The organism is uncultured Alistipes sp., assembly GCF_902388705.1.
GTDB lineage: Bacteria > Bacteroidota > Bacteroidia > Bacteroidales > Rikenellaceae > Alistipes.
In genome coordinates this window covers 120,431-143,474 of record NZ_CABMQJ010000006.1, presented here as the reverse complement: position 1 = coordinate 143,474, position 23,044 = coordinate 120,431, and the positions used below count along the sequence as shown (strand labels likewise).

Annotated in this window: 21 protein-coding genes, 1 tRNA gene and 1 pseudogene; 14 read left to right on the top strand and 9 right to left on the bottom strand. The window is 58.2% G+C overall.

What is annotated here, in order from left to right; all coding sequences use genetic code 11:
* A pseudogene (locus QZT71_RS03950) lies at nt 1–349 on the bottom strand (sigma-54-dependent Fis family transcriptional regulator); the annotation flags it as partial.
* Between the two features lie 193 nt (nt 350–542).
* Between QZT71_RS03950 and QZT71_RS03945 the strand changes: the two are divergent.
* The 11 genes from QZT71_RS03945 (at nt 543) to QZT71_RS03895 (ending at nt 10,687) form a co-directional block, all read left to right on the top strand.
* On the top strand, nt 543–1,229 hold the full coding sequence (locus QZT71_RS03945; protein ID WP_295912774.1) for a DUF4290 domain-containing protein: 687 nt from the start codon (nt 543–545) through the stop codon (nt 1,227–1,229).
* 62 nt (nt 1,230–1,291) lie between these two features.
* Nucleotides 1,292–2,434 carry a TlpA disulfide reductase family protein gene (locus QZT71_RS03940; protein ID WP_295912771.1) on the top strand — a complete coding sequence of 381 codons (1,143 nt, stop codon included), beginning with the start codon at nt 1,292–1,294 and terminating at the stop codon, nt 2,432–2,434.
* Between the two features lie 120 nt (nt 2,435–2,554).
* Complete coding sequence (locus tag QZT71_RS03935) at nt 2,555–3,295, top strand: UDP-2,3-diacylglucosamine diphosphatase (protein WP_295912767.1); 741 nt, start codon at nt 2,555–2,557, stop codon at nt 3,293–3,295.
* Nucleotides 3,292–4,191 (top strand): thymidylate synthase, encoded by a 900-nt coding sequence (gene thyA, locus QZT71_RS03930; protein WP_295912764.1) that lies wholly within the window; start codon nt 3,292–3,294, stop codon nt 4,189–4,191. The genes QZT71_RS03935 and thyA overlap by 4 nt, the downstream gene beginning before the upstream one ends.
* A gap of 190 nt (nt 4,192–4,381) precedes the next feature.
* Nucleotides 4,382–4,861, top strand: coding sequence for a dihydrofolate reductase (locus QZT71_RS03925; protein WP_295912760.1), 480 nt, complete (start codon nt 4,382–4,384; stop codon nt 4,859–4,861).
* 414 nt (nt 4,862–5,275) lie between these two features.
* Nucleotides 5,276–5,977 (top strand): 4Fe-4S dicluster domain-containing protein, encoded by a 702-nt coding sequence (locus QZT71_RS03920; protein WP_295912757.1) that lies wholly within the window; start codon nt 5,276–5,278, stop codon nt 5,975–5,977.
* Between the two features lie 3 nt (nt 5,978–5,980).
* Nucleotides 5,981–7,069 (top strand): heterodisulfide reductase-related iron-sulfur binding cluster, encoded by a 1,089-nt coding sequence (locus QZT71_RS03915; protein WP_295912754.1) that lies wholly within the window; start codon nt 5,981–5,983, stop codon nt 7,067–7,069.
* A 149-nt stretch (nt 7,070–7,218) separates the two neighbouring features.
* Nucleotides 7,219–8,226: an FAD-dependent oxidoreductase gene (locus QZT71_RS03910; protein ID WP_295912751.1), complete on the top strand. Its 1,008-nt coding sequence runs from the start codon at nt 7,219–7,221 to the stop codon at nt 8,224–8,226.
* Between the two features lie 3 nt (nt 8,227–8,229).
* On the top strand, nt 8,230–8,565 hold the full coding sequence (locus QZT71_RS03905) for a 4Fe-4S dicluster domain-containing protein (RefSeq protein WP_018696667.1): 336 nt from the start codon (nt 8,230–8,232) through the stop codon (nt 8,563–8,565).
* A 2-nt stretch (nt 8,566–8,567) separates the two neighbouring features.
* Nucleotides 8,568–10,349, top strand: a complete 1,782-nt coding sequence (locus QZT71_RS03900; RefSeq protein ID WP_295912680.1) for a (Fe-S)-binding protein — start codon at nt 8,568–8,570, stop codon at nt 10,347–10,349.
* 262 nt (nt 10,350–10,611) lie between these two features.
* A tRNA-Met gene (locus tag QZT71_RS03895) sits at nt 10,612–10,687 on the top strand.
* A 133-nt stretch (nt 10,688–10,820) separates the two neighbouring features.
* Here the strand turns inward: QZT71_RS03895 and QZT71_RS03890 are convergent.
* The 3 genes from QZT71_RS03890 to QZT71_RS03880 form a co-directional block, all read right to left on the bottom strand.
* Nucleotides 10,821–11,336 (bottom strand): hypothetical protein, encoded by a 516-nt coding sequence (locus tag QZT71_RS03890; RefSeq protein WP_295912677.1) that lies wholly within the window; start codon nt 11,334–11,336, stop codon nt 10,821–10,823.
* Between the two features lie 45 nt (nt 11,337–11,381).
* Nucleotides 11,382–11,882: a DUF2867 domain-containing protein gene (locus tag QZT71_RS03885; protein ID WP_295912675.1), complete on the bottom strand. Its 501-nt coding sequence runs from the start codon at nt 11,880–11,882 to the stop codon at nt 11,382–11,384.
* 192 nt (nt 11,883–12,074) lie between these two features.
* Nucleotides 12,075–13,718: a hypothetical protein gene (locus QZT71_RS03880; protein WP_295912673.1), complete on the bottom strand. Its 1,644-nt coding sequence runs from the start codon at nt 13,716–13,718 to the stop codon at nt 12,075–12,077.
* Nucleotides 13,719–13,823: 105 nt separating this feature from the next.
* On the opposite strand from QZT71_RS03880, the gene QZT71_RS03875 reads away from it, so the two are divergent.
* Both QZT71_RS03875 and QZT71_RS03870 read left to right on the top strand, forming a co-directional pair.
* On the top strand, nt 13,824–13,988 hold the full coding sequence (locus QZT71_RS03875) for a hypothetical protein (RefSeq protein WP_295912670.1): 165 nt from the start codon (nt 13,824–13,826) through the stop codon (nt 13,986–13,988).
* Between the two features lie 143 nt (nt 13,989–14,131).
* Nucleotides 14,132–15,037 carry a PLP-dependent cysteine synthase family protein gene (locus QZT71_RS03870; RefSeq protein WP_295912667.1) on the top strand — a complete coding sequence of 302 codons (906 nt, stop codon included), beginning with the start codon at nt 14,132–14,134 and terminating at the stop codon, nt 15,035–15,037.
* Nucleotides 15,038–15,107: 70 nt separating this feature from the next.
* Here QZT71_RS03870 and QZT71_RS03865 read toward each other — a convergent pair whose 3' ends face one another.
* Nucleotides 15,108–17,174, bottom strand: coding sequence for a cytochrome c biogenesis protein CcdA (locus QZT71_RS03865; protein WP_295912666.1), 2,067 nt, complete (start codon nt 17,172–17,174; stop codon nt 15,108–15,110).
* Nucleotides 17,175–17,241: 67 nt separating this feature from the next.
* Between QZT71_RS03865 and QZT71_RS03860 the strand changes: the two genes are divergently transcribed.
* Nucleotides 17,242–18,141, top strand: coding sequence for a glycosyltransferase family 2 protein (locus QZT71_RS03860; protein ID WP_295912663.1), 900 nt, complete (start codon nt 17,242–17,244; stop codon nt 18,139–18,141).
* A gap of 18 nt (nt 18,142–18,159) precedes the next feature.
* Here the strand turns inward: QZT71_RS03860 and QZT71_RS03855 are convergent, their stop codons facing one another.
* From QZT71_RS03855 to QZT71_RS03840, 4 genes are all read right to left on the bottom strand, one after another.
* Nucleotides 18,160–19,446 carry a hypothetical protein gene (locus QZT71_RS03855; RefSeq protein ID WP_295912661.1) on the bottom strand — a complete coding sequence of 429 codons (1,287 nt, stop codon included), beginning with the start codon at nt 19,444–19,446 and terminating at the stop codon, nt 18,160–18,162.
* A 132-nt stretch (nt 19,447–19,578) separates the two neighbouring features.
* Nucleotides 19,579–20,580 carry an adenosine kinase gene (locus tag QZT71_RS03850; protein ID WP_295912656.1) on the bottom strand — a complete coding sequence of 334 codons (1,002 nt, stop codon included), beginning with the start codon at nt 20,578–20,580 and terminating at the stop codon, nt 19,579–19,581.
* Nucleotides 20,581–20,605: 25 nt separating this feature from the next.
* Nucleotides 20,606–21,586 (bottom strand): 6-phosphofructokinase, encoded by a 981-nt coding sequence (gene pfkA, locus QZT71_RS03845; protein ID WP_295912653.1) that lies wholly within the window; start codon nt 21,584–21,586, stop codon nt 20,606–20,608.
* A gap of 133 nt (nt 21,587–21,719) precedes the next feature.
* Nucleotides 21,720–23,036: a PspC domain-containing protein gene (locus QZT71_RS03840; protein ID WP_295912650.1), complete on the bottom strand. Its 1,317-nt coding sequence runs from the start codon at nt 23,034–23,036 to the stop codon at nt 21,720–21,722.
* Between the last annotated feature and the right edge of the window lie 8 nt (nt 23,037–23,044).

Sequence of the window (23,044 nt, the reverse complement as noted above, 5' to 3'; positions counted from 1 at the left end):
CGGCCGCCGGTGCGGGTGCGGGCGCCGGATTGTCCACGGTGCGGTGGATGGACTGCAGCAGGCGGTTCATGTCGATGGGTTTGGTGAGGTAGTCCTGTGCGCCGTTGCGCACGGCCTCGATAGCCGAATCGATCGAGCCCTCGGACGAGAGCACGATGAACGGGACTCCGGTGTCGGGGACTTTGCAGCCCGTGTCCGATAGGATGATATCGAACGGAATTTTTTCGCACATGTTCGAGGCAGCCGCCTCATCCTCGGCTGCTTCCGTCGAGAATCCTTCGTATTCGAGCCGTTCGCGAAGCGTGTTTCGCATGCTTTTTGATTGGTCCAGAATTAAAACCTTTGTCATAGCTTGTTTTTCCTGAAATTTTACCTACTTTTGTCCCAAAGTTATGACTTTCTGCGGTGCAAAACCAATCCCGAGGGGTCTTGCCGATAGGTGCGGGAAGTCGGAAAAAACGTCTTGAATCGGCCCATTGCAGCGGACCTGCCGAACGCTTCGGCGGACGGTTTGCAACAGTGCTGCGGACCACAAATACAATATGAAAAAGAATTACAATTACACACGACGCAAGTTGTACCTGCCCGAGTACGGACGCCATATCCAGGAGATGATCGATTCGCTGCAGCTGATTGAAGACCGTCGCGAACGCAACCGCCAGGCACGGGCCGTGATTGCCGTGATGGGCAACCTGAACCCGCTGCTGCGCGATACGGCCGATTTCACACACAAGCTGTGGGATCACCTCTTTATCATGTCTGATTTCCAGTTGGATGTGGACTCCCCCTACCCGCAGCCGTCGCGCCAGGAACTGACCATCACGCCGCGACGCATGTCCTACTCGCAGGGCCGCATCGCCTTTAAGCATTACGGCAAATACGTCGAGCGGATGATCGGCGGGCTCGCCGCTGAAAAAGACCGCCGCCTGGTGACGCGCACGGTGGACAACCTGGCCCGCTACATGCGTACCAAAAGCTACGAATACAACCAGGAGCACCCCAACAACGAGGTGATCGTAAAAGACATCAAGCGCATGTCCGGCGGAGCGATTGAAATCGATGAAGTTGCTTTAAATAATCTCCGAAGCGACTATAAACAGCACTTTACGGCACGTCCCCAGAAAGGGCCGCAGCAGCGTCAACAGCAGCGCCAGCAGAAAAACCGCAACCAGCAGCACGGCCGTAATTTCTCGAAAAACAACGGCGCACACCGCAATTCGTCGAAATAAAAGGTGCGCATATCCGGAATTTTGCTATATTTGTAAGCATTTAACTGCGATAACAAAGATAAATGAACAAACAAACGCTTTTCGTGTCCTTGACTACGGCCGTGATGTTGTGTGCGTGCCAGTCGTCGAAGGTGAAGATTTCAGGCCGCTTTGTCGGCAACGACGCCAAGAATGTTTACCTCGAGCAAGTGTTACCCCTGACGCAGTCGGTCATCGACTCCGCTGTGCTCGACAAGGAGGGCAATTACCGTTTCGAGCTGAAGGGCGTGACGAAAACCCCGTCGCTCTATAATATTATATATAACGGTGAGCGCATACCGCTGTTTCTGGCGGGCGGCGACCGGCTGACGCTGAACTCCGTGGGCAGTGTCGTCCGTAACTATACGGTCGACGGCTCGAAGGAGTCGGAGTTGCTGCGGCAGTTCTACCAGGCTTTCGTCACCGGGGCGCAGCAGTTGGACAACATTGCCGCGCAGTTCGCCAAGACCGACCTTTCGGAGGATGTCCGCAAGGCGCTGGTCAAAGAGTATACGGCCGAATATTACCGCATACGCCGCGAGCAGCTGCGCTTCATCATCGAGAACAAAACGTCGCTGGCTGCGGTTTACGCGCTTTACCAGCGGCTTCCGGGCGACACCTACCTGTTCAACGGCGACAGCGACGTGGTCTATTTCCGCACGGTGGCCGAAGCCCTCGAGCAGAGTTATCCCGATTCGCCCTACCTGCAGTCGCTCCTGGGCGAAATCGCCCGCATGGACGCCCGTATCAGCCTCTCGTCGCAGATCACCGAAGCGGGCTATCCCGACCTGGAGATGTCGGACATCTACGGCAAGAAAATCCGCCTTTCGTCGCTCGCGGGCAAAGTCGTGCTGATCGACTTCTGGTCGGCGGAGCTGGGCAACAGCAATACGCTCAATGCGGAATTGAAAGAACTTTACAAGAAATATGCCGACGCCCCGACCTCGTTCGAGGTTTACCAGGTGGCTGTCGATACGTCGAAACCCGTGTGGATTACGGCCGTACAGGAACAGCAGCTGCCGTGGATTTCGGTGAGCGACCTGCGCGGGCGCGCCTCGTCTTCGCTCGGGCTTTACAACGTACAGAAACTTCCGGCCAACTTCCTCATCGACAAGGAGGGGACGATTGTGGCCAAGGACATTTACGGCAAGAGCCTCGAACAGAAACTGGACGAGCTGACGAAATAGCGTCCGGCTTCCGGGGCGTTTTCCCGCACGCTTCGTCCGGGCGGGTTTGTAAACACGGCGCTCCGCAGCGGAGGGAATTTCCTGCAACAGGCGGGCCGCCTGGATTAGTAAAGATTTATTATGTATTATTTCGCGTCCGATATTCATCTGGGAGCAGGCGGTGATGCGCAGGCAAAGCAGACCGAACGCCGCTTCGTCGGCTGGCTCGACGACGTCGCGCGGGATGCGGAGGCGATTTTCCTGGTCGGCGACGTTTTCGATTTCTGGTTCGAATACCGGGGCGTCGTGCCCAAGGGCTTCGTGCGGACGCTCGGCAAACTGGCCGAACTGACCGATCGGGGCGTGCGGGTGGTTTTCTTCACAGGCAACCACGACATGTGGGTCGGGGAGTACCTCGCCCGCGAATGCGGTATCGAGATTTACACTTCGCCGCAGCAGTTTTGCCTGAACGGCAGACACGTCTTCGTCGCCCACGGCGACAACATGAATATCGACGGACAGCCGATGCTCAAATTCCTCAATACGGTATTTCGCTCACGTACGTTGCGCTGGCTCTTCTCGTGGCTGGTGCATCCCGATTTGGCGATGCGCTTCGGCCATTGGTGGAGCGGCAAGTCGCGCAAGTCGCACAATGCGGCGGGAGGCTTCGACGCCTCGCTTACCGAGCCGCTGATCGAATATGCCCGCAGGTACGCCGCCACGCACGAGGTCGACCATTTCGTTTTCGGACATATGCATTTCCCGCGCGATTTCCGCGAGGTAGGGCTGCACGTGGTGAACCTCGGCTGCTGGGAGAAGCGTCCCGCCTATGCCGTGCTGGACGCATCGGGTGAAATGACGTTAAAAATACTCGGACAATGAAACAATACCTCGACCTGCTGCGCCGTATTAAAGCCGAAGGCGTCGTTCGCGGCGACCGCACCGGCACGGGCACCCAAGGCATATTCGGCCACCAGATGCGCTTCGACCTCGCGGCGGGTTTTCCCCTGCTCACGACCAAGAAAGTGTTCCTCAAAGGCGTCATTCACGAACTGCTGTGGTTCCTGGCAGGCGATACCAATATCAAATACCTTGTGGACAACGGCGTTCATATCTGGGACAACGATGCATACCGCTACTACAACGAACTCTGTGTCCGCCACGGCGTACTGCCCGTAGACCGGGATACGTTCCTGCGCGCCGCACAGGAGGGTGTCGAGTCGCCGATCGAAGGGTACAGGTTCGGCGACCTGAACCACGTCTACGGCTACCAGTGGCGCAGCTGGCCCAAACCCGACGGCGGTTTCGTCGACCAGATTGCACAGGCGGTCGAGCTCATAAAGCGCAATCCCGAGTCGCGGCGCATCGTCGTTTCGGCATGGAACGCCGCCGAGGTGGAGGAGATGGCCCTGCCTCCGTGCCATGTGCTGTTCCAGTTCTATGTGGCCGGCGGGAAACTCTCGTGCCAATTGTACCAGCGCAGTGCCGATACGTTTCTCGGCGTGCCGTTCAATATTGCGTCGTACGCCTTGCTGACACTCATGACGGCGCAGGTATGCGGCCTCGAGCCCGGCGAGTTCGTTCATACGCTCGGCGATACGCACCTCTACCTGAACCACCTGGAGCAGGTGGACGAACAACTTGCGCGCGCACCCCGCCCGCTGCCCGCGATGCGGCTCAATCCGGCGGTGAAGTCGCTCTTCGACTTCCGCTACGACGATTTCACGCTCGAAGGTTACGATCCGTGGCCGGCAATCAAGGCGCCGATGTCGTTCTGACGCCTTTTGCGGAGGGCCGGATTGTCCGGGTGTTATGTTGCAGGGCGAAAACAAATCCCTGAAGACGACTGCGGATTTGTCGTGAAGGCCCGTCGAAAAGCGGAAGAACCGCAGAAGAGGGGAAACAGGCTGTTGTCGCGGATGGAGTTCCGGCGGACTGCGGCGCAGGACACGTAAAAAAAATGAAATTATGATAAGCATCATCGTAGCCGTCGCCGAAAACGGCGTGATCGGCGACAAGAACGCCCTGTTGTGGCATATTTCCGAAGACCTGAAGTATTTCAAGTCCGTCACCTCGGGCCATCCCGTCATTATGGGCCGCAAAACCTATGAATCGCTCGGGCGGCCGCTGCCCAACCGCACCAATGTGGTCGTCACGCGGCAGGAGATGGAGATTCCGGGGTGCAGGGTGGCCCATTCGCTCGAACAGGCCGTGGCGCTGTTCCCGGCCGACGAGGAGGTGTTCGTTATCGGCGGCGCGCAGATTTACGCGCAGGCGCTGCCCCTTGCCGATCGCTTCTACCTGACGCGGGTTTTCCATGCCTACGAGGGCGATACTCGTTTTCCGGAATGGAACGACGCCGAGTGGCGGCTCGTATCCTCTGAATCTTTCGCCGCGGGTGCCAATTACCCCTATCCCTTTGCTTTCGAGCGCTACGAACGGCGGTAGTGCAATCCCGGTGAATCTTCCTTTTCGGAGGGGATTCGGAAGGGGCGGTGACGTCTGCCGCCTGCGGGACGCCGTAGCTTGCGCGCGGCGGGATTTTGTACGGCGCAGGGGAGTTTCTCCGGGCCCGGTTCTGTCGTGAGCGGGTTAATTTACGTATTTATACCACTGTGCGGCTCGTCCGTAATCCCTACCTTTGCACTGCAAAGGTTTTTTTATGCTTCCCGTTCTCTGCTTTTTTGTCCCTGTTCCTGTTGCGCGCGACCGCAGCGGGCTGCGACAGGGCAGGCGATGCGGTGTTTGCAGGACGGCAGCGACAGGAGCGGTGTGTGTCACGCGGGAAGCCTCTCCCCGGGGTGGCGGACACGGTGGAAGCCGGGAGCGGAAAGACCTTGAAAAATGAAACGAGGTGAATTTATGACTACCAAATATTTCGATATGCTGATGGAGGATGTACGGATGAAGGAGGGCCTTCAGTCGTGCATGAACTGTGGTGTCTGCACGGGCGTATGTCCTGCGGCCGAGTTCTATAACTACGATCCCCGTCAGATTGTCAACATCGTGCAGACGCGCGACGACGAGGCCATCGAGGAGCTGCTCAAGAGCGACACAATCTGGTATTGCGGCGAGTGCATGTCGTGCCGTCCGCGCTGTCCGCGCGGCAATACGCCGGGATATGTGATACAGGCGCTGCGTACGCTGTCGCAGAAACTGGGTTTCTTCGTCGAGAGCGAGAAAGGCCGTCAGCAACTGGCCCTCAAGCGGATTATCGGTGAAAACATTCTGCGTACGGGCTACTGCATCGTGCCGCGGTTGGTCAAGCCCGAGCTGCATCCCGAGCAGGGAACCGTCTGGCAGTGGATATACGACAACGACAAGGAGGTTTACGGCCAGTTCACGCCGGTCTACATGCGACACGGCGCAGGAGCCCTGCGCCGCCTGGACGAAGAGTCTTTGGAGGAGATAAACCGTATTTTCGAGGTCAGCGGCGGCAAGCGGATGTTCGACACCATCGAGGAGCATTCCGACCGCAAGGCCCGCGAACTGGGTTACGAAGAGGGAGCCGACCAGCAGTACATGATGGATGTTTTCCTCAATAACAGCAACGAACACTATTAGGCCATGATGAAGCGTGCAAGCTGGAAAGAATACCAGAAACAGATAGCCGAAGACAATTATTATTACGGGCGCAGCTGTATCCGCCAGAACTTTTTCCCCGGAAGCGAAAAGGCGTTCATCGATATTTTGCGTAACGATCTGGGCAAGGATTTGCTGGACGATCCGCTGCACTCGTCGTGTACGGGGATCGGCTACCACTCGGACATCGTGCCGCTCGAAACCATCATGACCGTCGTGGCGCGGCAGTTCGCGCTGATGACCGATTCGGGTTATGAGAATTTCGTCACCTCGTGCATCACTTCGTTCGGCGTTTATTCGGAGATACTGGCCACGTGGCACGAGTTCCCCGAAACCGAGCAGAAGGCGCGCGAGAACCTCTATAAAGCCACGGGACGCGAATTCCGCAAGCCTGCGAGCCTGGCCCACACTTCCGATGTGATGTTCCATTTCCGCGAACAGATCGCTGCCAAGGCCCGGCACAGGTTGGTGAACGCCCAGACGGGCGAACCGCTCAAAGTCGTGGAGCACATCGGCTGTCACTATGCCAAGATATTCCCCAAGTCGGGTATCGGTGGCTCGGAGTTTCCCTACGTACTGGCCGGCATGGTCGAGTCGTGGGGCGGCGAGTGCGTGGACTACCCCGAACGCCGGCACTGCTGCGGTTTCGGGTTCCGCAACTACCTCGTGCAGGCCAACCGCGGCTATTCGATTGCCAATTCGCACAAGAAGCTGGAGAGCATGGCCCCGTACAAGCCCGATTTCATCGTGGCGAACTGCCCGGGGTGTGCGATGTTTCTTGACAAATGGCAGTACACGATTGCCGAGATGGAGGGTACGACCTACGGCGAGAACGGCCACGGCATCCCGGTGCTGACCTACGAGGAGATGGCCGGGCTGGTGCTCGGTTACGACCCGTGGGCGCTGGGCATGCAGATGCACCAGGTCGACGTCGAACCGCTGCTGGACAAGATGGGCGTCGAGTACGACCCTGCGGCCAAATACCTGGGACGCAACGGTAAATACATCGGTAAACCCGCGTCGGCGGTGGTTAACTGCTGTCCGACGGACACGATATACGATATCAGGGAATAGGAATTATGGACTGCGGAACGGACCGCCGTGCTTCGGCGGCAGCGGCGCGCGGGCCCCGGTCGGGGCGGACGGATATGCAAACACGGGCGCAAGCTGCGAAGGCATATTGCCGGACATGCAGCGGTTTGGAAACGCATTAGATTGGAGGAATGAAAAAACGAGTTATCGTCATAGGCGGCGGCGTTGCGGGCATGCAGACGGCCCTGCGCCTTGCAGAACAGGGTGTCGAGCCCGTAATCATCGAAAAGGAGGCCGAACTGGGCGGCAAGCTCCGGGGCTGGCATGTGCTGTTCCCGTCGTTTACGCCCGCGTCGGAGGTGCTGACCGAACTGCGGCGGCGCATTGCGGAATGCGGCATCGAGGTGCTGACCCGTACCGAAGCCGCAGGTTTTACCCGCGAGGGAGTTCGGCTGATTGACGGCCGTATGCTGGCGTGCGATTCGGTGGTCGTCTGCTCGGGCTTTACGCTCTTCGACGCCTCGATCAAGGAGGAGTACGGCTACGGCATCTACGACAACGTTTTCACGACGGTCGACATCGAGCGGATGCTCAACGAGGGCCGGGTGGCGAAAGCCGACGGTTCGCGTCCCAAGCGCATTGCGTTCCTGCACTGTGTGGGTTCGCGCGACGAAAAGGTCTGCCAGCAGCACTGTTCCAAGGTGTGCTGCATCACGGGCGTGAAGCAGGCTATGGAGATGAAGCAGATGTTCCCCGAGGCAGACGTGTTCAATTTCTACATGGACATCCGCATGTTCGGCCCCGGTTACGAGGAGATGTACCGCGAGGCGCAGCAGAAATATAATATCCATTTCGTTCGCGGTCGTATTTCGGAGGCCAGTCCGATGATCGACGGGCGTGTGCAGATCAAGGCCGAGGATACGCTCACGGGCCGTCCGCTGCGCATGAGCGTCGACATGCTGGTGCTGATCGTCGGCATGCGGGCCAACGACGACAACGCCGCTTTTGCCGAAGGCGCCGGGCTGAACCGCGCGCAGAGCGGTTTCATGGCGCCGCGCGACATGTTCCTCGGCAATGTGAAGAGCAATGTCGACGGCATTTTCTACGCCGGGACGGTTACGGCGCCGAAGAATATCGGCGAAACGTTGAACGAAGGAACGGCCGCTGCCGACGCTGCGGCCCGTTATGTGGGGGCGTAGCGTATGGCGGCGATTAATTTCGGATATACCATCTCGAAGCCGCGGGCGATCGACATCGACCGCAACAACCTGCGTAAGAGCGACGAAATTCTGCGCGAGATGCCCGAGCTGCAGGCCTGCATCGGCTGCGGCGCCTGCACGGCGGTCTGCACGGCGGGGAACCTCACGGAGTTCAATTTCCGCAAGGTGCACACGTTGGTGCGCCGCGGCGAGTACCAGGGGGCCTACGAGGAGATGAACAAGTGCATGCTGTGCGGCAAATGCCGCCTGGTCTGCCCCCGGGGAATCAATACGCGGGGCGTGGTGATGCTTATCAAACGTAAACTGGGGGATTTCTGACGATGACTTTTTTCGCACCATTCTGCTTGCCGTTCATGGTCGGCGCCGCGGTGATGTTCGCCGTGCTGCTGTGGAAGTGGGGCTCCTGGCTCTACTACCTGCCGCGTGCCGATAAGAAACGGATACTGTTCGGACTGCCGACGCGCCGCACCTTTGCCGCTGCGTGGGAGGTGGTGAGCGAGTCGCTGCTCCACCGTCGTATTTTCAAGGTCAACCCGCTGCTCGGCTACATGCATATGAGCCTGGCATTCGGCTGGTTTCTGCTGATTGCGGTGGGGTGGATCGAAACGATTGCCTACCTCGGATTCCGCTACGTGCCGCTTCAGGGCCATGTTTTTTTCAAATATTTCGCCACGGGCCTCGAACATAAACCGGTTTTCGACTTCCTGATGGATTTGCTGCTGCTGTTCGTCCTTTCGGGCGTGGCGCTGGCATGGGGCAAGCGTTTCTTCTCGAAAACGATGGGTATGCGGCGCACTACGAAACATGTTTTGGGCGACCGTATCGCGCTGTCCGCCCTGTGGTTCGTCTTTCCGGTGCGGCTGATTGCCGAAAGTACGACCTGCGCCCTTTACGGCGGCGGGGGATTCCTCACCGGCTCGCTGGGCGGATGGATGTCCGCACACATGGGCACCCTTGCGCTGATGAACCTCGAAAGCGTGGCGTGGTGGCTCTACTCCTCGTGCCTCGGCATTTTCTTCGTGGCGCTGCCGTTCTCGCGTTACATGCATATTTTCACCGAGATACCCCTTATCTTCCTGCGGCATTACAAACTCCGTTCGGGTGAGAAAGAGGGCTCGTTCGACCATTTCCAGGTCGAGGCCTGCTCGCGCTGCGGCATCTGCATCGACCCTTGTCAGTTACAGAACGTGCTGGGAATCAACGATGTACAGTCGGTCTACTTCCTGCGCGACCGCCGCTATAAAATGCTGCGCCTGCAGGTGGCCGACAACTGCCTGATGTGCGGCCGTTGTGCCGAGAGATGTCCGGTGGACATCGACCTCAATACCCTGCGGCTCAACTCGCGCGACACGATGCGCAATGTTCCCGACGAGAAGCGTTACGGCTATTTCAAGGGGCTCGACCGCTCCTCGGGCGAGGGTAAAGTGGGCTATTTCGCGGGTTGCATGACCCTGCTGACGCCCCGCACGATGTCGGCGATGGACAAGGTGTTCCGCGCTGCGGGCGAAGAGGTCTGGTGGGCCGACCGCGAGGGCGGCGTATGCTGCGGCCGGCCGCTGAAACTGGCCGGGGAGACCGACTCGGCGCGCAAGATGATGCGCTACAATACCGATTTGTTCCGCAAGCACGGTATCACGACGCTCGTGACTTCCTGCCCGATTTGCCTCAAGGTTTTCCGCGAGGATTACGCATTGGAGGGGGTCGAGGTGTTGCACCATTCGGAGTATATTCTGCGGCTTATCGAGTCCGGGAGGCTGCACGTCGGACACGGGACGACGCGGTATACGTACCACGACCCCTGCGAGCTGGGACGCGGCAGCGGCATTTACGACGAGCCGCGTGCCGTCATCGAAGCGGTCGGCGAACTGCTCGAGCCCGCAGAAACCCGCGAAAACGCGCCCTGCTGCGGCTCGTCGGTCGCCAACACGGCCATTTCCGACGGACAGCAGGTGCGGATTGCGACATCCGTGGCCGCAGAACTCGAGGCGACGGGTGCCGAGGTAATCGTTACGGCCTGTCCTTTGTGCAAGAAGGCCATCGGCCGCGGCACGAAAGGCGAAGTCCGCGACCTGGCGGAAATCGTCGCGGCCAATATCCGTTGATTGGGAAGGACGATGCGTGGGGCGAATGGGCTCCGCGGACAGTGTGTGCGGTTTTCACTCCGGCCTGTTTGGGGGGAGCCGAAAACCTACGGAAAAATCAGCGTGGAGAGGGCCTGCGAAAAATATTGGAACATTTTTTGCGGCTGATTGATAGTGCGATAAGCGGTCTGCAGAGGGAACTTGCGCAGAATTATTTGTAAAGTCCGAATTTTTGTCTTATCTTTGCACACGCAAAAGCGATAGTACATCACTGAAGATATATCGCGGGATGGAGCAGTTGGCAGCTCGTCGGGCTCATAACCCGAAGGTCGGAGGTTCGAGTCCTCCTCCCGCTACCAAAGGTTCGAGAAATCGAACCTTTTTTGTTTTATTTTTGAAATCCCCATCTTGAATGTGATGAAAAAATTCCGCAGGCGGGTTTAAGGTACTGTTTCTGGTGACGCTTTTGCCTGCCGGGCGATTCCGGTCTTGTCAGTAACCACCGCTTTCTATCGTATACAGCACATCGAATAGCGTATTGGCGAACTCCCCGCGGTCTTTGTAGACTTTGTTCCCTTTGACCGTGTATACGATGTCGAGAATGAATGAACTGTCCCCTTTGTAAAACTGTCCGTTCCTTACCGTAAACAACACGTCGAACCAGGTTGCGAATGTGACGTTACCCCGGTATATCCGGTTGCCCTGGATGGAGTATACCGCATCGTAAGGCCAGGTGTTGTTGCCCTCGAAAATCCGCCCGTCCCTTATCGTATACAGGGCGTCGAGCGTGGACGCGAACCGGCCGTCGCCCTTGTACACCTTGCCGTCCCGGAACGTATACACGGCATCCAGCGGGTTGGTGCCGTAACCGCGGTAGATTACCCCGTTTCCGTTCCGGATACACATGGCGGCGATGAGCAGGATGTCCTCCGCCTCGTCGTCGTTTCCTGCGAAAGCGCCCGGTGTGAGCGATAGCAGGCCGCAGAGCAGTAAAATTTTCAGTTTCATGGTGCCGGATTGTTTGTATGGATAGGCAGGCGGATATGCCGGCGGTCAGATGCCGTGTTCCCGCATCACCTGTCTGAAGATGTTTTTCACGACGATTTTGTGGAACGGACGGATGAGGTTGAAATAGGCTACGCCCAGTTTGTTGTGGAATTGTACCAGCGTCGTGATATAGACGTCGCGCTCCTCGATATAGATTGAAAAATAGGCTTTCAGGTGTTTGTCGTCGAGGGAGATGACGGATTCGTCCGCCGAATGGGCCACTGCGGACATGAGTCCGTAATCCTTGCCTTTCAGCAGGGCTTCTTTCAGTTCCTCGCTGTTGTCGGCCGTCCCGGTCTTCAGCCCGAACGGCCTGACCAGCAGGTCGCGAATTTTGAACAGCACATTCAGCCATGCGGGCATCGTCGTCCAGAATGCGGCCATCAGTTCATTGGGGGAAACCGGTTGCGTGCCCGGCAGCCGTCCGCGGAAGCAGTCGCTGTAATCCATGGCGGGGTATCGTGCGAGCAGGGAGTTTGCCGGGAGCGGCGATCGGTGTATTTTCATGTTTGCAGGGAGGCCTGGCGTTGGTTTCGGTGGAGAGCCGGGTTTCTGTCGTAAAGCTAACGATTATTCGGGAATATCCGGCTTTATGTGTGCTTTTTTATCGGGCGGAGTTTACGGACCTCACTTCGCAGGTGTAAATGGCAGCGGCCCTTCCCGAAAACCGGAAAGGGCCGCCGTCGTTTGGTATGCGCGTTATTCGGGCCTGAACTCCAGGACGATTTTCCCGTTGGCAGGATGCAGCGTAAATACGCTTGCTGCCGAGGGGCCGTTGGTGGTGACGGTTCCTTTCAGGCAGTCGAAAGCGTAGCCGAAACCGCCGTGCGATGCCGTGACCCGTTTTGCGCCGAATGCCGTGAAAGGCAGTTCGGCTTTCGGGGCCGTTGTCAGTTCCAGTATCCATTCGGCCTCTTGAGGGCCGGATATTTCCATTTTATCCTCCGAAAGCAGGATGTCGAGTTCGCCGCCCTCCGTCATCGGCCATTCGATTTGCATTTTGTCCTTGCCTTTTTCGCGGACTGCGGGTGCCGTGCCCTGCGCCTCGCTCCAGCTGCCGTCGGCTTTGCGGAACATGACGCGCAGGCCGGCCAGTTGCTCCTGCGTACTCCACATGCAGCCGTCGACGACGGGCAGTGTGGTGTAGACGCATTGGTTCGTGGTGCCGGCTTTGCGGTAGTAGTCCGACTCCATGCGCTCGTCGAACAGGTGGATGTCGCGGATGCAGAACGTGTCGCCCTCCCATAGCAGGTTGGTGCGGTAGTAGCGGCTGTTGTACCATACGGTCTTGCGATTTTTCGCGCGGTAGTCGGTCAGGGCCGATACGGCTGTCGGGGGCGTTGTCGGGAAGTGTTTCCGGAACCAGGCGCCCGATTCGGTGAGTGTTTCCACCCGTATTTTGCCTTCTCGGAAGAGGTTTGCCAGCAGGGGTATCTGAATGTTGAGGCCTTTTTCCATGCCGGGCCATGTGAACGAGTTCTCCTGGCCGGCCTGCGTGTATCCGAATGCCAGGCAGGGCTCCTCGAAAATCGACTTGAAGAACCACTCCACCCACCGGCGGCTCGCGCCGCTGTCGCCGTAGACGGGTTCCAGCGAGATGACGCCCTGCAGGGCTCCGCCGACGCAGTTGTCGTACTGGTAAATCGGGTCGCTGCCCAGCATGCGGAATACCGGGACGGGAATCTGTCCCCGGCGGGTCTGGGCGGGCATGTAGGCGTTGATACGGCTGGGGTAGTAGGCCTGATTCCAGTAGCCGCCCCAGAGCGTATATCCGTCGGTGCCGATTTGGTCTTTGCAGTTGCACGAGGACACGATGCCGTACTTGTCGTACATGTAGCCCAGCGTATAGGCATCGATGAACCACGAGCCGATGGCCGTCGGGTATTTGCCGAATACCTCCCTGAATTTCTCCATGTAGACGTCCACCAGCTTGCGGCGCTCCTCGGGGGTGTAGCCCGTCGCGAAGCCCACGTCGGCATGCCAGTCCCACGGATAGCGGCCGCGCCACTTGAGCCCTGCGGCCTCCACGTGGGGCTGCGTAATCTCCCACCAGCCTCCCACCTCGGTGCCGGGATAGACTTTGCGGGTCAGCAGTTCCTTGTAACGGGGATTGATAAGTGCGTCGTATTGCAACAGGAATGTGGCCGGGAGTTCGTATTCGGCCAGTTGGGCGACCTGGCGCGCAACGGTTTCGTAGAGTACCGTTTCGGTAATCTCCTCGCTGCGCGGCTCGATGTTGCGGATGAAATTGACGATGTTGACGATGCGGGGAGCCTTTTCGGCGGCCTGCGCGGAAAAGCCTGCGCAGCAAAGTGCAATCAGAAGTAATTTGAAAGGTTTCATGATTTATTGTTTCGGGTATACAAATATATGCAGCAGATCCGAAAGCAGCCAACTCCGGTGCGCATTTTGCAGGAAAACGTACGTAATATGCTAAAATCCGTACCTATGAAAGAGAACAAGGAAACGACCTGCACGCCCTGCGAGCAGAATTTCGAACACAAAATCGACGAGTTGGTCAAGGAGGGCAAAGCCCCGACGACCGGTGAACGCGCAAAGAAAGAGGCCGAAGTCAAAGCCGCTTTCACAGAACACGGCAAAGACGGGAAGTAGCCGCCGCAGAGGAACAGGGGCTTGCGTATCGAATACGCAGGCCCCTGTTTGCCAGAATATTCGCCCTGGGAAAAGGCAAAATCCGTAAGTTTGCCGATTTTCCGCGGAAATGATTATCTTTACGCGGTTAATTAGGTTAGCATATGGTGAAAAAGAATATTCTGGGCACCATCGGGAACACTCCGATGGTGCGGATCAACCGGCTGTGCCCCAATCCGAAAGTCAACATATATGCGAAGCTCGAGGGGTTCAACCCCACGGGCAGCATCAAAGACCGCATTGCGCTCCGGATGGTCGAGGAGGCCGAACAGGACGGGCGCCTGGTGCCCGGCAAGACCATTATCGAACCGACTTCGGGCAATACGGGTATCGGCCTGGCCATTGTCGGCATCGTCAAGGGGTATCCCGTGGAGATTGTGATGAGCAGCGCCGTGTCGGTCGAGCGGCGGAAAATCATCCGTTCCTACGGGGCGAAGGTGACCCTGACACCGGCCGAGGAGGGTACCGACGGCGCAATCCGCCTGGCGCGCCGGAAAGTGGCTGAAGAGCCCGGTAAATATTTCATGCCCGACCAGTTCGCCAATGCGAGCAACTACCTGGCGCACTACCAGTCCACGGCGCTGGAAATCTGGCAGCAGACCGGCGGGCGAATCGACTACCTCGTCTGTGCCATCGGCACGTCGGGTACGCTGATGGGGCTTTCGCGCTTCCTGAAAGTGATGAAACCCGACATCAGGGTGGTTTGCGCCCAGCCTATCCGGGGCCATTATATCCAGGGCCTGAAAAATATGGAGGAGGCCATCGTTCCCGACATTTACGACCCTTCGCAGATCGACATGCAGGAGATGGTCGAGAGCGAAGAGGCGATAGCCATGGCCCGGGAAATCATTGCCCGCGAGGCGATTTTCGCCGGGATGAGCAGCGGTGCCGCGATGCTGGCGGCCATACGTACGGCGCAGCGCATCGAGAAGGGCAACATTGTGGTGGTATTCCCCGACCGGGCCGAGAAGTATTTGAGTACGACGATGTTCGACGAATTTTCGGACTGACCGGGCCGTCCGGAAAAAAGGGCCTGCAACCTTTCGGTTGCAGGCCCTTTTGCGTGGCGGCATGCGGCCCTTATTTCTGTGCGTCGTATGCTTCGACGCCGCTTTTCAGGAATTTCACGAACCCGTCGACGTTGAGGTCGTAGCCGCGCGGCGGCACGAGCGTTTTGCCGTTGCGGCCCTGCAATACGTAATAGGGCTGTGCATTGACCCCGAATGTTTTGAGGGCGAAATACGAGTTGATTTTTCCGAGGCTCTTGAGCACCTTGCCCGAGTCGGTGGTCACCCATTCGTTTTCGGGCAGCACTTTCTTGTCGTCGGAATAGAGCGCCACGATTACGTAGTCGTTGCGCAGGATGTCCAATACCTGCGGGTCGGACCATACGCGGGCTTCCATTTCACGGCAGTTGACGCAGCCGTGTCCCGTGAAGTCGATGAACAGCGGTTTCCCGACTTTCGCGGCATAGGCTTCCGCCTCCTTGAGGTCGAAAAATCCCTCGAGTCCGTGCGGCAGGTGGAGGAAGTCGCTGTGTTTGGGTTTCTTCCCGTCGACGGTCAGCAGCATGCGCGCATCCTCTCCCGCTGTCGCGGCCGGCCCGCCCTGTCCTACTACGAAATCCTGTGTGTGCAGGGGTGGCAGGTAGCCCGAAAGGCCCTTGAGGGGCGCTCCCCACATGCCCGGAATCAGGTATACGACGAATGAGAACGTGATAATCGCCAGCGCCAGCCGTCCCACCCCGAGGCAGGGCATGTCGCTGTCGTGCGCGAATTTGATTTTACCGAGCAGGTAAAGTCCCAGCAGGGAGAACGTCACGATCCAGACAGCCAGATATATCTCCCTGTCGAGCAGCCCCCAGTGGTAGGTCTGGTCGGCGACCGAGAGGAATTTCATGCCCAGTGCGACTTCGATGAAGCCCAGCACGACCTTTACGGAGTTGAGCCAGCCGCCGCTCTTGGGCAGCTTTTTGAGTACCGAAGGGAAGAATGCGAAAATCGTGAACGGCAGCGCGAATGCGACGGAGAACGCCAGCATGGTGACAATCGGGCTCCAGAATTCGCCTGCGGTCGATTTGATGAGTACCGAACCTACGATCGGGCCTGTGCAGGAGAACGATACCAGTACGAGGGTCAGGGCCATGAAGAAGATGCCTGCAAGCCCTTTCGAGTCGGCTTTCGAATCGCTCTTGTTGACCATCCACGAGGGCATGGTGATTTCGAACGCGCCGAAGAACGAAGCGGCGAAGACCATGAACACCAGGAAGAAGAGCACGTTCGGCAGCCAGTGCGTTGCCAGCCAGTTGAAGATGTCGGCTGTTACGGCGTCACCGCCCACTAAGCGGGTGATAAGGATTATCGCCGCGATGGGCAGCGTGTAGAGGGCCACGATGAAGAAGCCGTACATGCCGGCGCGGAAGCGTCCCATGGCGGGGCTTCCCGAACTTTTCATGAAGAACGATACGGTCATCGGCACCATCGGGAATACGCAGGGGGTCAGCAGGGCGGCGAAGCCCCAGAGGATGGCTTCGATAATCAGCGCCCACAGCGTGCCGTTGCCTGCGGCGTCCTTCTGTGTCGGGGCGACCGTTGCATCATGTGCTGCGGTGGCTGAAACGCCGCCGGATTTACCGTCGGCCGCGCCGTTTTCGACAGTTGCTGCCGTGTTGCCGGCAGCTGCCGTGCCGGGCTGTGCCGTCAACTCGACGGTCATCTGCGTGTCCTCGGGCGGCATGCAGCTCGTGTCGTCGCAGATCATCCACTCGAGTTCGGCCGTGACGGCGGCTTTCGCGGCCGTGAGTTTCACTTTCTGGGCGAAGCGGGCCTTGCCGGCAAAGGTGCCGATTTCCATTTCGAACGTTTTATCGTAATGTCGCTCGGGTGTCGAAAGCTGCTCCACGCCGCCCTCGAGCGTCACGCCCTCGCCCGGGGTGAACGTGATGGTCGTGGCATTGGGGCCTCCCTCGTAGGGGCCCATGTCGTACATATGGTAAGGTGCGGGGATCGACGCTTCGAGAATGATCCTGTAGGCGTCGCCCTCCAGGTGTTCCACGGAGCTTTTCCAGTTGACGCTCTGGGCTGTCGCCGCCGTGAAAGCGAACAGTGCCGTTATGGCCGGCAGCAGGGTACGAAACAGATTGTGCATAGTCGTATCGCTTTATAATTTGCGCAAATATACGTGTTTTTTACGGATAAATTGCTACATTCGCACGATGATTCGCCTCGCGCTCATAATCGCTACGTATAATCGTGCCGAACAACTCGTTGCGGTACTCGAATCCGTCGTACGGCAGGATTTGCCCGCCGGCGAATGGGAGTGCGTGGTGGTGGACAACAACTCGACGGACGACACGCCGGCACGTTTCGGAGCGTTTGTAGCCGCGCATCCGGGGTTCAACCTGCGCATGGTGTGCGAAACTGCGCCGGGCGTTTCCTGCGCCCGCAACCGGGGAATTGCCGAAACCACGGCGCCTTGCCTGGCAATCATCGACGACGACGAGCGGATTAATCCGGGGTTCGTCCGGGCGTATGCCGATTTTTTCGATGCGTGCCCCGATGCCCTCGCGGCCGGGGGGCGCATCGTTCCGGAGTATGTTACGGGACGTCCGGCGTGGATGTCGAGATACACCGAGGTGCCGATTGCCAATCCGATGGATTTCGGAGACGCCGTCCGGCCGTTCCCTGCGGGCCGGATACCGGGCGGCGGCAACATGGCCCTGCGGCGCTCGGCTGTGGAGCGCTACGGCAGCTTCGATCCCGCGCTGGGGCGTGTCGGCGGGAAACTCATCGGCGGGGAGGAGAGCGATCTCTTCGAACGCATGCTCCGCGGCGGCGAAACGCTGTGGTATGTGCCGGGAGCCGTAATGTGGCATATTATTCCGCCTGAAAAACTCACAGGGGATTATTTCCGCCGCCTGTGCTATAACGTGGGCGTGAGCCAGCGCATGCGGGCCCGAACCGGCCGCACTTATCCCAAGGCCGTCGTGCGCGAGTGTCTGAAATGGGGGGCGACGCTGTTGCTGGCCCTTACGATGCGTCCCTGCAAATCGCTTTGGCTGATGCGTATGCGGTACGGAATCAGCCGGGGCCTTTTCTCTCGGACAGACGACTGATTCGGCTGCCGCGACGCGTTAACTGTGGCCGGTAATTTCTTTGCCGAGGTAGCGGCAAAGCATGATGTAACACATGTAGAGTGCCAATGCGGGACGATCTTCCTCGCTTCGGGGCGACCGGTTGAGCACCATGTCCGAAAATCGCCCGAAATCTTTCCCGTCCAGTTTCCCTGTTTCTCCCAGAATATGGAATGTTTCGAAATCGTCACGCTGCTCCTCGCAGTTCGGCTCCAGTTCGGCGATTTCGAAAAGCGGGGCGTTTAACCGGGTCAGGCAGCAGAACTCGGGTTTTCCGCCCCGTCCCAAATCCCGGTAAAATCCGATTACCTCCGTGTGCCCGATTCGGCAGGGCGGCAGGGCGGTTTCTTCGCACAGCTCCCTTTCCGCGGCTGCTTTCAGTGTCTCCCTGAAATCGGCCCCGGCCCTGAAATCCCGGAAATCAACCGAGCCCGAACCCGAGGGCGTCAGCCGGTCGGCCGAGGTGAGGGCCTTTTCGTTCTGGTGGAGGATAATGACATGTCCGTCCGTTGTAAGGGCCAGGGTGGAGATGCCGATGTGGTCGCTCATGATCGATTTTTCGAGCCGGCGTATCGGGTAGTTCGAAATGTTGGCAGGCGGCGTCATGCCCCAGCCGCTCTGGTGGGACAGCTTTTTCGTGTAGATTACATTGGTAAGGTACGAGTTGTAATAGCATCCCCGGCATACTTTGACGTACAGGTCGTTGCCGCTTTGCCCGAACTCCGAAGCCATGCATAGTTTCTGCTCGTTGTAGAAGCTGCCGTTTTTATTCTTCATTTCGTGCCATTTGCCGTTGAGGAACGGCAGCAGGATGTTGCGGTAGTTTTTGATGTATTTGAATGTCCGCTTCTCCTTGTCGCCGCAAAGCAGCGTATGGATTGGCTTTTCGCTTTGCAGCAGTCGGTTTACCGTGTCGCTGTATATCAGTGTCGTATCCGTAAAATCGATTGGGTCGGCTGTGTAAATCTCCTTTACCTCGTCGGCGATGACGGGCATTTCCCGCCGGCAGATGTCATGGAGGTTATAGTACGCTGTCTTGTGCGTATAGGCATAGAAATTCCTGATAAAACAGATTGTCTGCCATACGAGAGTCGTAAAGACCAGGAACAGGAAAAGGAACAGGTTGTCGGTGTTTATCAGGGTGCGGTAGTCGATGACCGAGTATGCCAGAATGGTGAGGTCGATGGCAATCGTGATGACGTTGATATAGCCGATCCGCTGGCCGTAGCGGATAAAATCGAGCCGGTTTCTGACCTTTGTTTTGAGCGTAATCCATGTTTTTCTCATCCCGACGGTATTTTATGCCGTAAAAATAACAATAAAAATCCCCGCTTTGTCCGAAACACGCATTTGTTTTTGTGCTCCGGCGATAAAAAAACCGCAGCCGTAAGACTGCGGTTCTGTTTTGTATTTCCCTTTTCAGAAGAGGTATTTCTCGTTCTTGACCTTGTTCACGAACCGCGAAATATCTTCCCAGGCCTCTTCGCCGAAAGTCGTGCCGACCACTTCGATGACCTTGCCGGCCGTGATGGCGCCGATGGTGCCGCACTGGCGCAGCGACAGTCCGTCGCAGAGTCCCGCGAGGAAGCCCGCGGCGTAGAAGTCGCCCGCCCCGGTCGTGTCGACGCGCTTGGCGGCGGCCATGATGCCGACGTGCACCACTTCGTCGCCGTGCTTGATCATGGCGCCCTTGATGCCGATTTTCACGACCGCCAGCTCGCATATCTCCGAGATGCTCTGCAGGGCGTTCAGCGGCTCGGCTTCGCAGGTAAAGGTCTTGGCCTCGTCCTCGTTGGCGAAAACGATGTCGACGAAATCCCGCACGAGGTTGCGCAGGAATTCGAGGTTTTCGGCCACGATGTTGAAGCTGGCCAAATCGATGGCGACTTTCAGCCCGCACTCCTTCGCCGTCTTTGCGGCCTTGCGGATCAGGTCGTGATCCTGCACGAGGTATCCCTCGATGTAGAGGCAGTCGTACGAGTCGAAAATCGCAGGCTCGATCTCCTCGGCGGTCATTTCGAGCGCCGCACCGAGGTAGGTCACCATCGTGCGCTCGCCGTCGGGCGAGATGAGCGATACGCATTTGCCCGAACGTTTCGTGCCGCGGAAGATAACCGGCTCGACGCCGAGGTTGTCGAGCGCCTGCACGAAGAAGTCGCCCGTCGTGTCCTGTCCCACCTTGCCGATGAACCCGACCTCGCAGCCCAGTTTGGCCATGGCGCGGATGGTGTTGCCCGCCGAGCCGCCGAGCGACAGCGAGTAGGGCAGTCCCGCCACGGATTTCGAAATTTCGGTCTGCAATTTGGTGTCCACGAGGCTCATCGAGCCCTTGGCGAGTTTGAAGCGACCCAGCACGGAGTCGGATTCCAGGTTGACCAGCATGTCCGTCAGGGCATTGCCGATGCCGATAACACGTTTCATTCGGTAAGTTCGGGATTGTGATTGATTATATGGAGAGTATTTTTACCAGTTCGAGGTCCCTGCGGTCGATGCCCTTGTCGTGCTTGACGGCCTTGGCGAACGGCACGTAGACGATTTTGCCGTTCATCGTGCCGATCATCACGTTGCGCTGCCCGTCGAGAATCGCCTCGATGGCCGCTTCGCCCATGCGCGAGGCGAGGATGCGGTCTACGGCCGTGGGCGAGCCTCCGCGTTGGATGTGGCCGAGGATCGTGACGCGTGCGTCGTACTGCGGGAACTCTTTCTTGACGCGTTCGGCCAGGGCCGTGGCGCCGCCCGTCTTGGGGTTCTCGGCCACGATGACGATTGCCGAGTTCTTGCTCTTGCGGAATCCGTTGTTGATGAGCTCGGCCAGTTGGTCGACCTCGGTGTCCATCTCGGGGATGATTGCCGCCTCGGAACCCGTGGCGATGGCGCTATTCAGTGCCAGATAGCCGGCCGTGTGTCCCATCACCTCGACGAAGAAGAGGCGCTCGTGGCTCGAAGCCGTGTCGCGCAGTTTGTCGACCGCCTCCACGATTGTATTCAGCGCCGTGTCGTAGCCGATGGTCGAGTCGGTGCCGCCCAAGTCGTTGTCAATCGTTCCGGGAAGTCCTACAATCGGGACGTTGTATTCTTCCGCGAAAATGCCGGCCCCGGTCAGCGACCCGTCGCCGCCGATGACCACCAATGCGTCGATTCCGGCTGCCACCATGTTGTCGTGCGCGGCCTTGCGGCCTTCGACGGTGGTGAATTCCTGGCTGCGGGCCGTCTTGAGGATGGTGCCGCCCAGCTGGATGATATTGCTCACGCTCTGGGACTTGAATTCCACGATTTCATTGAATACGAGTCCCTTGAATCCGCGCATGATACCCTTTACCTTGAATCCGTTATAGATTGCGCTGCGGGTTACCGCGCGTATCGCCGCATTCATGCCGGGGGCGTCGCCTCCCGATGTGAGAATGCCGATGCATTTGATGCCAGCCATAGTTTTTCGTTTAAAAAACAAAATCGTTCAAAGATAGTAACTTTTTTAAATATTTCAAAAAAACGAGGGCGGTACCCGTGGGTCCGCCCTGCGTTTTGAAAAAAACTTTTTATTTTACCTAACGCCTATGGCCTTATTCGGTCTGCTCCTGCGCCGTGTCTGTTTCGGCGGTTTTGCCGGTATCGACTTCCTCCGATGCCTTTTTGCCTTTGCCGGTCTGTATCTGCACCCGTTTGCCGTCGGCTTTCACCTCCAGTCCGGCCTTGTCCTTGTCGATCGTAATGTCGATGGACTTCTCCGGAACGCTGATGTGCAGCGTTTTCTGACCGTCCTCGATGACATTCTGGCTGTCGTATTCCTTCAGCAGCTTCTCGACCGTCGTCGTGTCGTTGTCGATGACTACCTCGGTGTTGAGCACCCGTTCGATCACGTTGCGCTTGGTGCGGAACCGATCGCCCACGTCCTCCCGGATGGCGATGCACGCACATGCGATGAAGCTTACGAGCCAGAGCAGGAAGATGACCAGCACGGTCGCGCCTCCGGGCTTACGCGAAGCGATGAGGCACATCAGTACGTAAATGAGCAGTATTACCGGAATCAATACAATAAATATGCCGAGAATCGGTACCCAGAGCGTCATGCCCAGCGGGAAGAAGGGGGCGAGCACGCCGCCGCCGCCAATGACGATGGCGAACAGCCCGATAATCAGGGCGCAGGCGCCCATGATGAGCCCGAATACGAGCAGTCCGGCAAAGAGCTTGAGTAGAATCAGTACCACCTTGCCGAATACCGATACGGCTTCAGCCACGATCGGTTTGGCTTTCACGTCGGGGTCGCAGCTCGATGCGGCTTCCGTGGTTTCGCGAATCGACTGTGCGGTGATTTTCTCGCCGTTCATTTCGAGTTTCTGCCGGGCCGTGCGGGCTGCCGGCACGGCGAACCACATGATGATGTAGCAGATGATGAAGATGCCGAACAGGTTGCCCATCATCGGGCCGGTCCAGTGCATGAACGGAATCCACTGCAGGAACGAGAGGAACATCGGCAGGAACATGCCCAGCCGCACCCATACGGGATCGACGTCGAAATATTTGCCGATGCCGGCGCAGACGCCGCCCAGTTTGGCGTTCTCCGTGTCGCGGTAGAGGCGGCGCGGAATGCGTGGTTCGTCGGGGGATTTGTCGGTGCTCTCCTCGGAGATGTCCTCTGCGGTGCCCATCTGCCGGATGATGTTCAGAATCAGTGGTTTCTCGACTACCCGGTCGTTGTTTTGCGCCGAGAGAATCAACTCTGCGATGCGGGCCTCGATGTCGGCGACGATTTCCGCTCCGTCGGGGGTGTCCCTGTAGGTCTTTTTCAGGCTTTCGAGGTAAACCTCCAACTCCTGGTAAGCGTCGGTGTCCATGGTGAACGCCACGCCCGATATGCTGCATTTTTTAACCTCTTTCATGGTTGTGT

Bases quoted from the DNA above. Each gene is read 5' to 3' on its own strand.
- QZT71_RS03920 (WP_295912757.1), top strand. From the start codon at position 5,276: ATGACTACCAAATATTTCGATATGCTGATGGAGGATGTACGGATGAAG.
- QZT71_RS03905 (WP_018696667.1), top strand. From the start codon at position 8,230: ATGGCGGCGATTAATTTCGGATATACCATCTCGAAGCCGCGGGCGATC.
- QZT71_RS03900 (WP_295912680.1), top strand. From the start codon at position 8,568: ATGACTTTTTTCGCACCATTCTGCTTGCCGTTCATGGTCGGCGCCGCG.
- QZT71_RS03940 (WP_295912771.1), top strand. From the start codon at position 1,292: ATGAACAAACAAACGCTTTTCGTGTCCTTGACTACGGCCGTGATGTTG.
- QZT71_RS03890 (WP_295912677.1), bottom strand. From the start codon at position 11,336: ATGAAACTGAAAATTTTACTGCTCTGCGGCCTGCTATCGCTCACACCG.
- QZT71_RS03855 (WP_295912661.1), bottom strand. From the start codon at position 19,446: ATGAGAAAAACATGGATTACGCTCAAAACAAAGGTCAGAAACCGGCTC.
- QZT71_RS03885 (WP_295912675.1), bottom strand. From the start codon at position 11,882: ATGAAAATACACCGATCGCCGCTCCCGGCAAACTCCCTGCTCGCACGA.
- QZT71_RS03875 (WP_295912670.1), top strand. From the start codon at position 13,824: ATGAAAGAGAACAAGGAAACGACCTGCACGCCCTGCGAGCAGAATTTC.
- QZT71_RS03850 (WP_295912656.1), bottom strand. From the start codon at position 20,580: ATGAAACGTGTTATCGGCATCGGCAATGCCCTGACGGACATGCTGGTC.
- QZT71_RS03865 (WP_295912666.1), bottom strand. From the start codon at position 17,174: ATGCACAATCTGTTTCGTACCCTGCTGCCGGCCATAACGGCACTGTTC.
- QZT71_RS03880 (WP_295912673.1), bottom strand. From the start codon at position 13,718: ATGAAACCTTTCAAATTACTTCTGATTGCACTTTGCTGCGCAGGCTTT.
- QZT71_RS03925 (WP_295912760.1), top strand. From the start codon at position 4,382: ATGATAAGCATCATCGTAGCCGTCGCCGAAAACGGCGTGATCGGCGAC.
- QZT71_RS03910 (WP_295912751.1), top strand. From the start codon at position 7,219: ATGAAAAAACGAGTTATCGTCATAGGCGGCGGCGTTGCGGGCATGCAG.
- QZT71_RS03870 (WP_295912667.1), top strand. From the start codon at position 14,132: ATGGTGAAAAAGAATATTCTGGGCACCATCGGGAACACTCCGATGGTG.
- QZT71_RS03915 (WP_295912754.1), top strand. From the start codon at position 5,981: ATGATGAAGCGTGCAAGCTGGAAAGAATACCAGAAACAGATAGCCGAA.
- QZT71_RS03935 (WP_295912767.1), top strand. From the start codon at position 2,555: ATGTATTATTTCGCGTCCGATATTCATCTGGGAGCAGGCGGTGATGCG.
- thyA (WP_295912764.1), top strand. From the start codon at position 3,292: ATGAAACAATACCTCGACCTGCTGCGCCGTATTAAAGCCGAAGGCGTC.
- QZT71_RS03945 (WP_295912774.1), top strand. From the start codon at position 543: ATGAAAAAGAATTACAATTACACACGACGCAAGTTGTACCTGCCCGAG.
- pfkA (WP_295912653.1), bottom strand. From the start codon at position 21,586: ATGGCTGGCATCAAATGCATCGGCATTCTCACATCGGGAGGCGACGCC.
- QZT71_RS03840 (WP_295912650.1), bottom strand. From the start codon at position 23,036: ATGAAAGAGGTTAAAAAATGCAGCATATCGGGCGTGGCGTTCACCATG.
- QZT71_RS03860 (WP_295912663.1), top strand. From the start codon at position 17,242: ATGATTCGCCTCGCGCTCATAATCGCTACGTATAATCGTGCCGAACAA.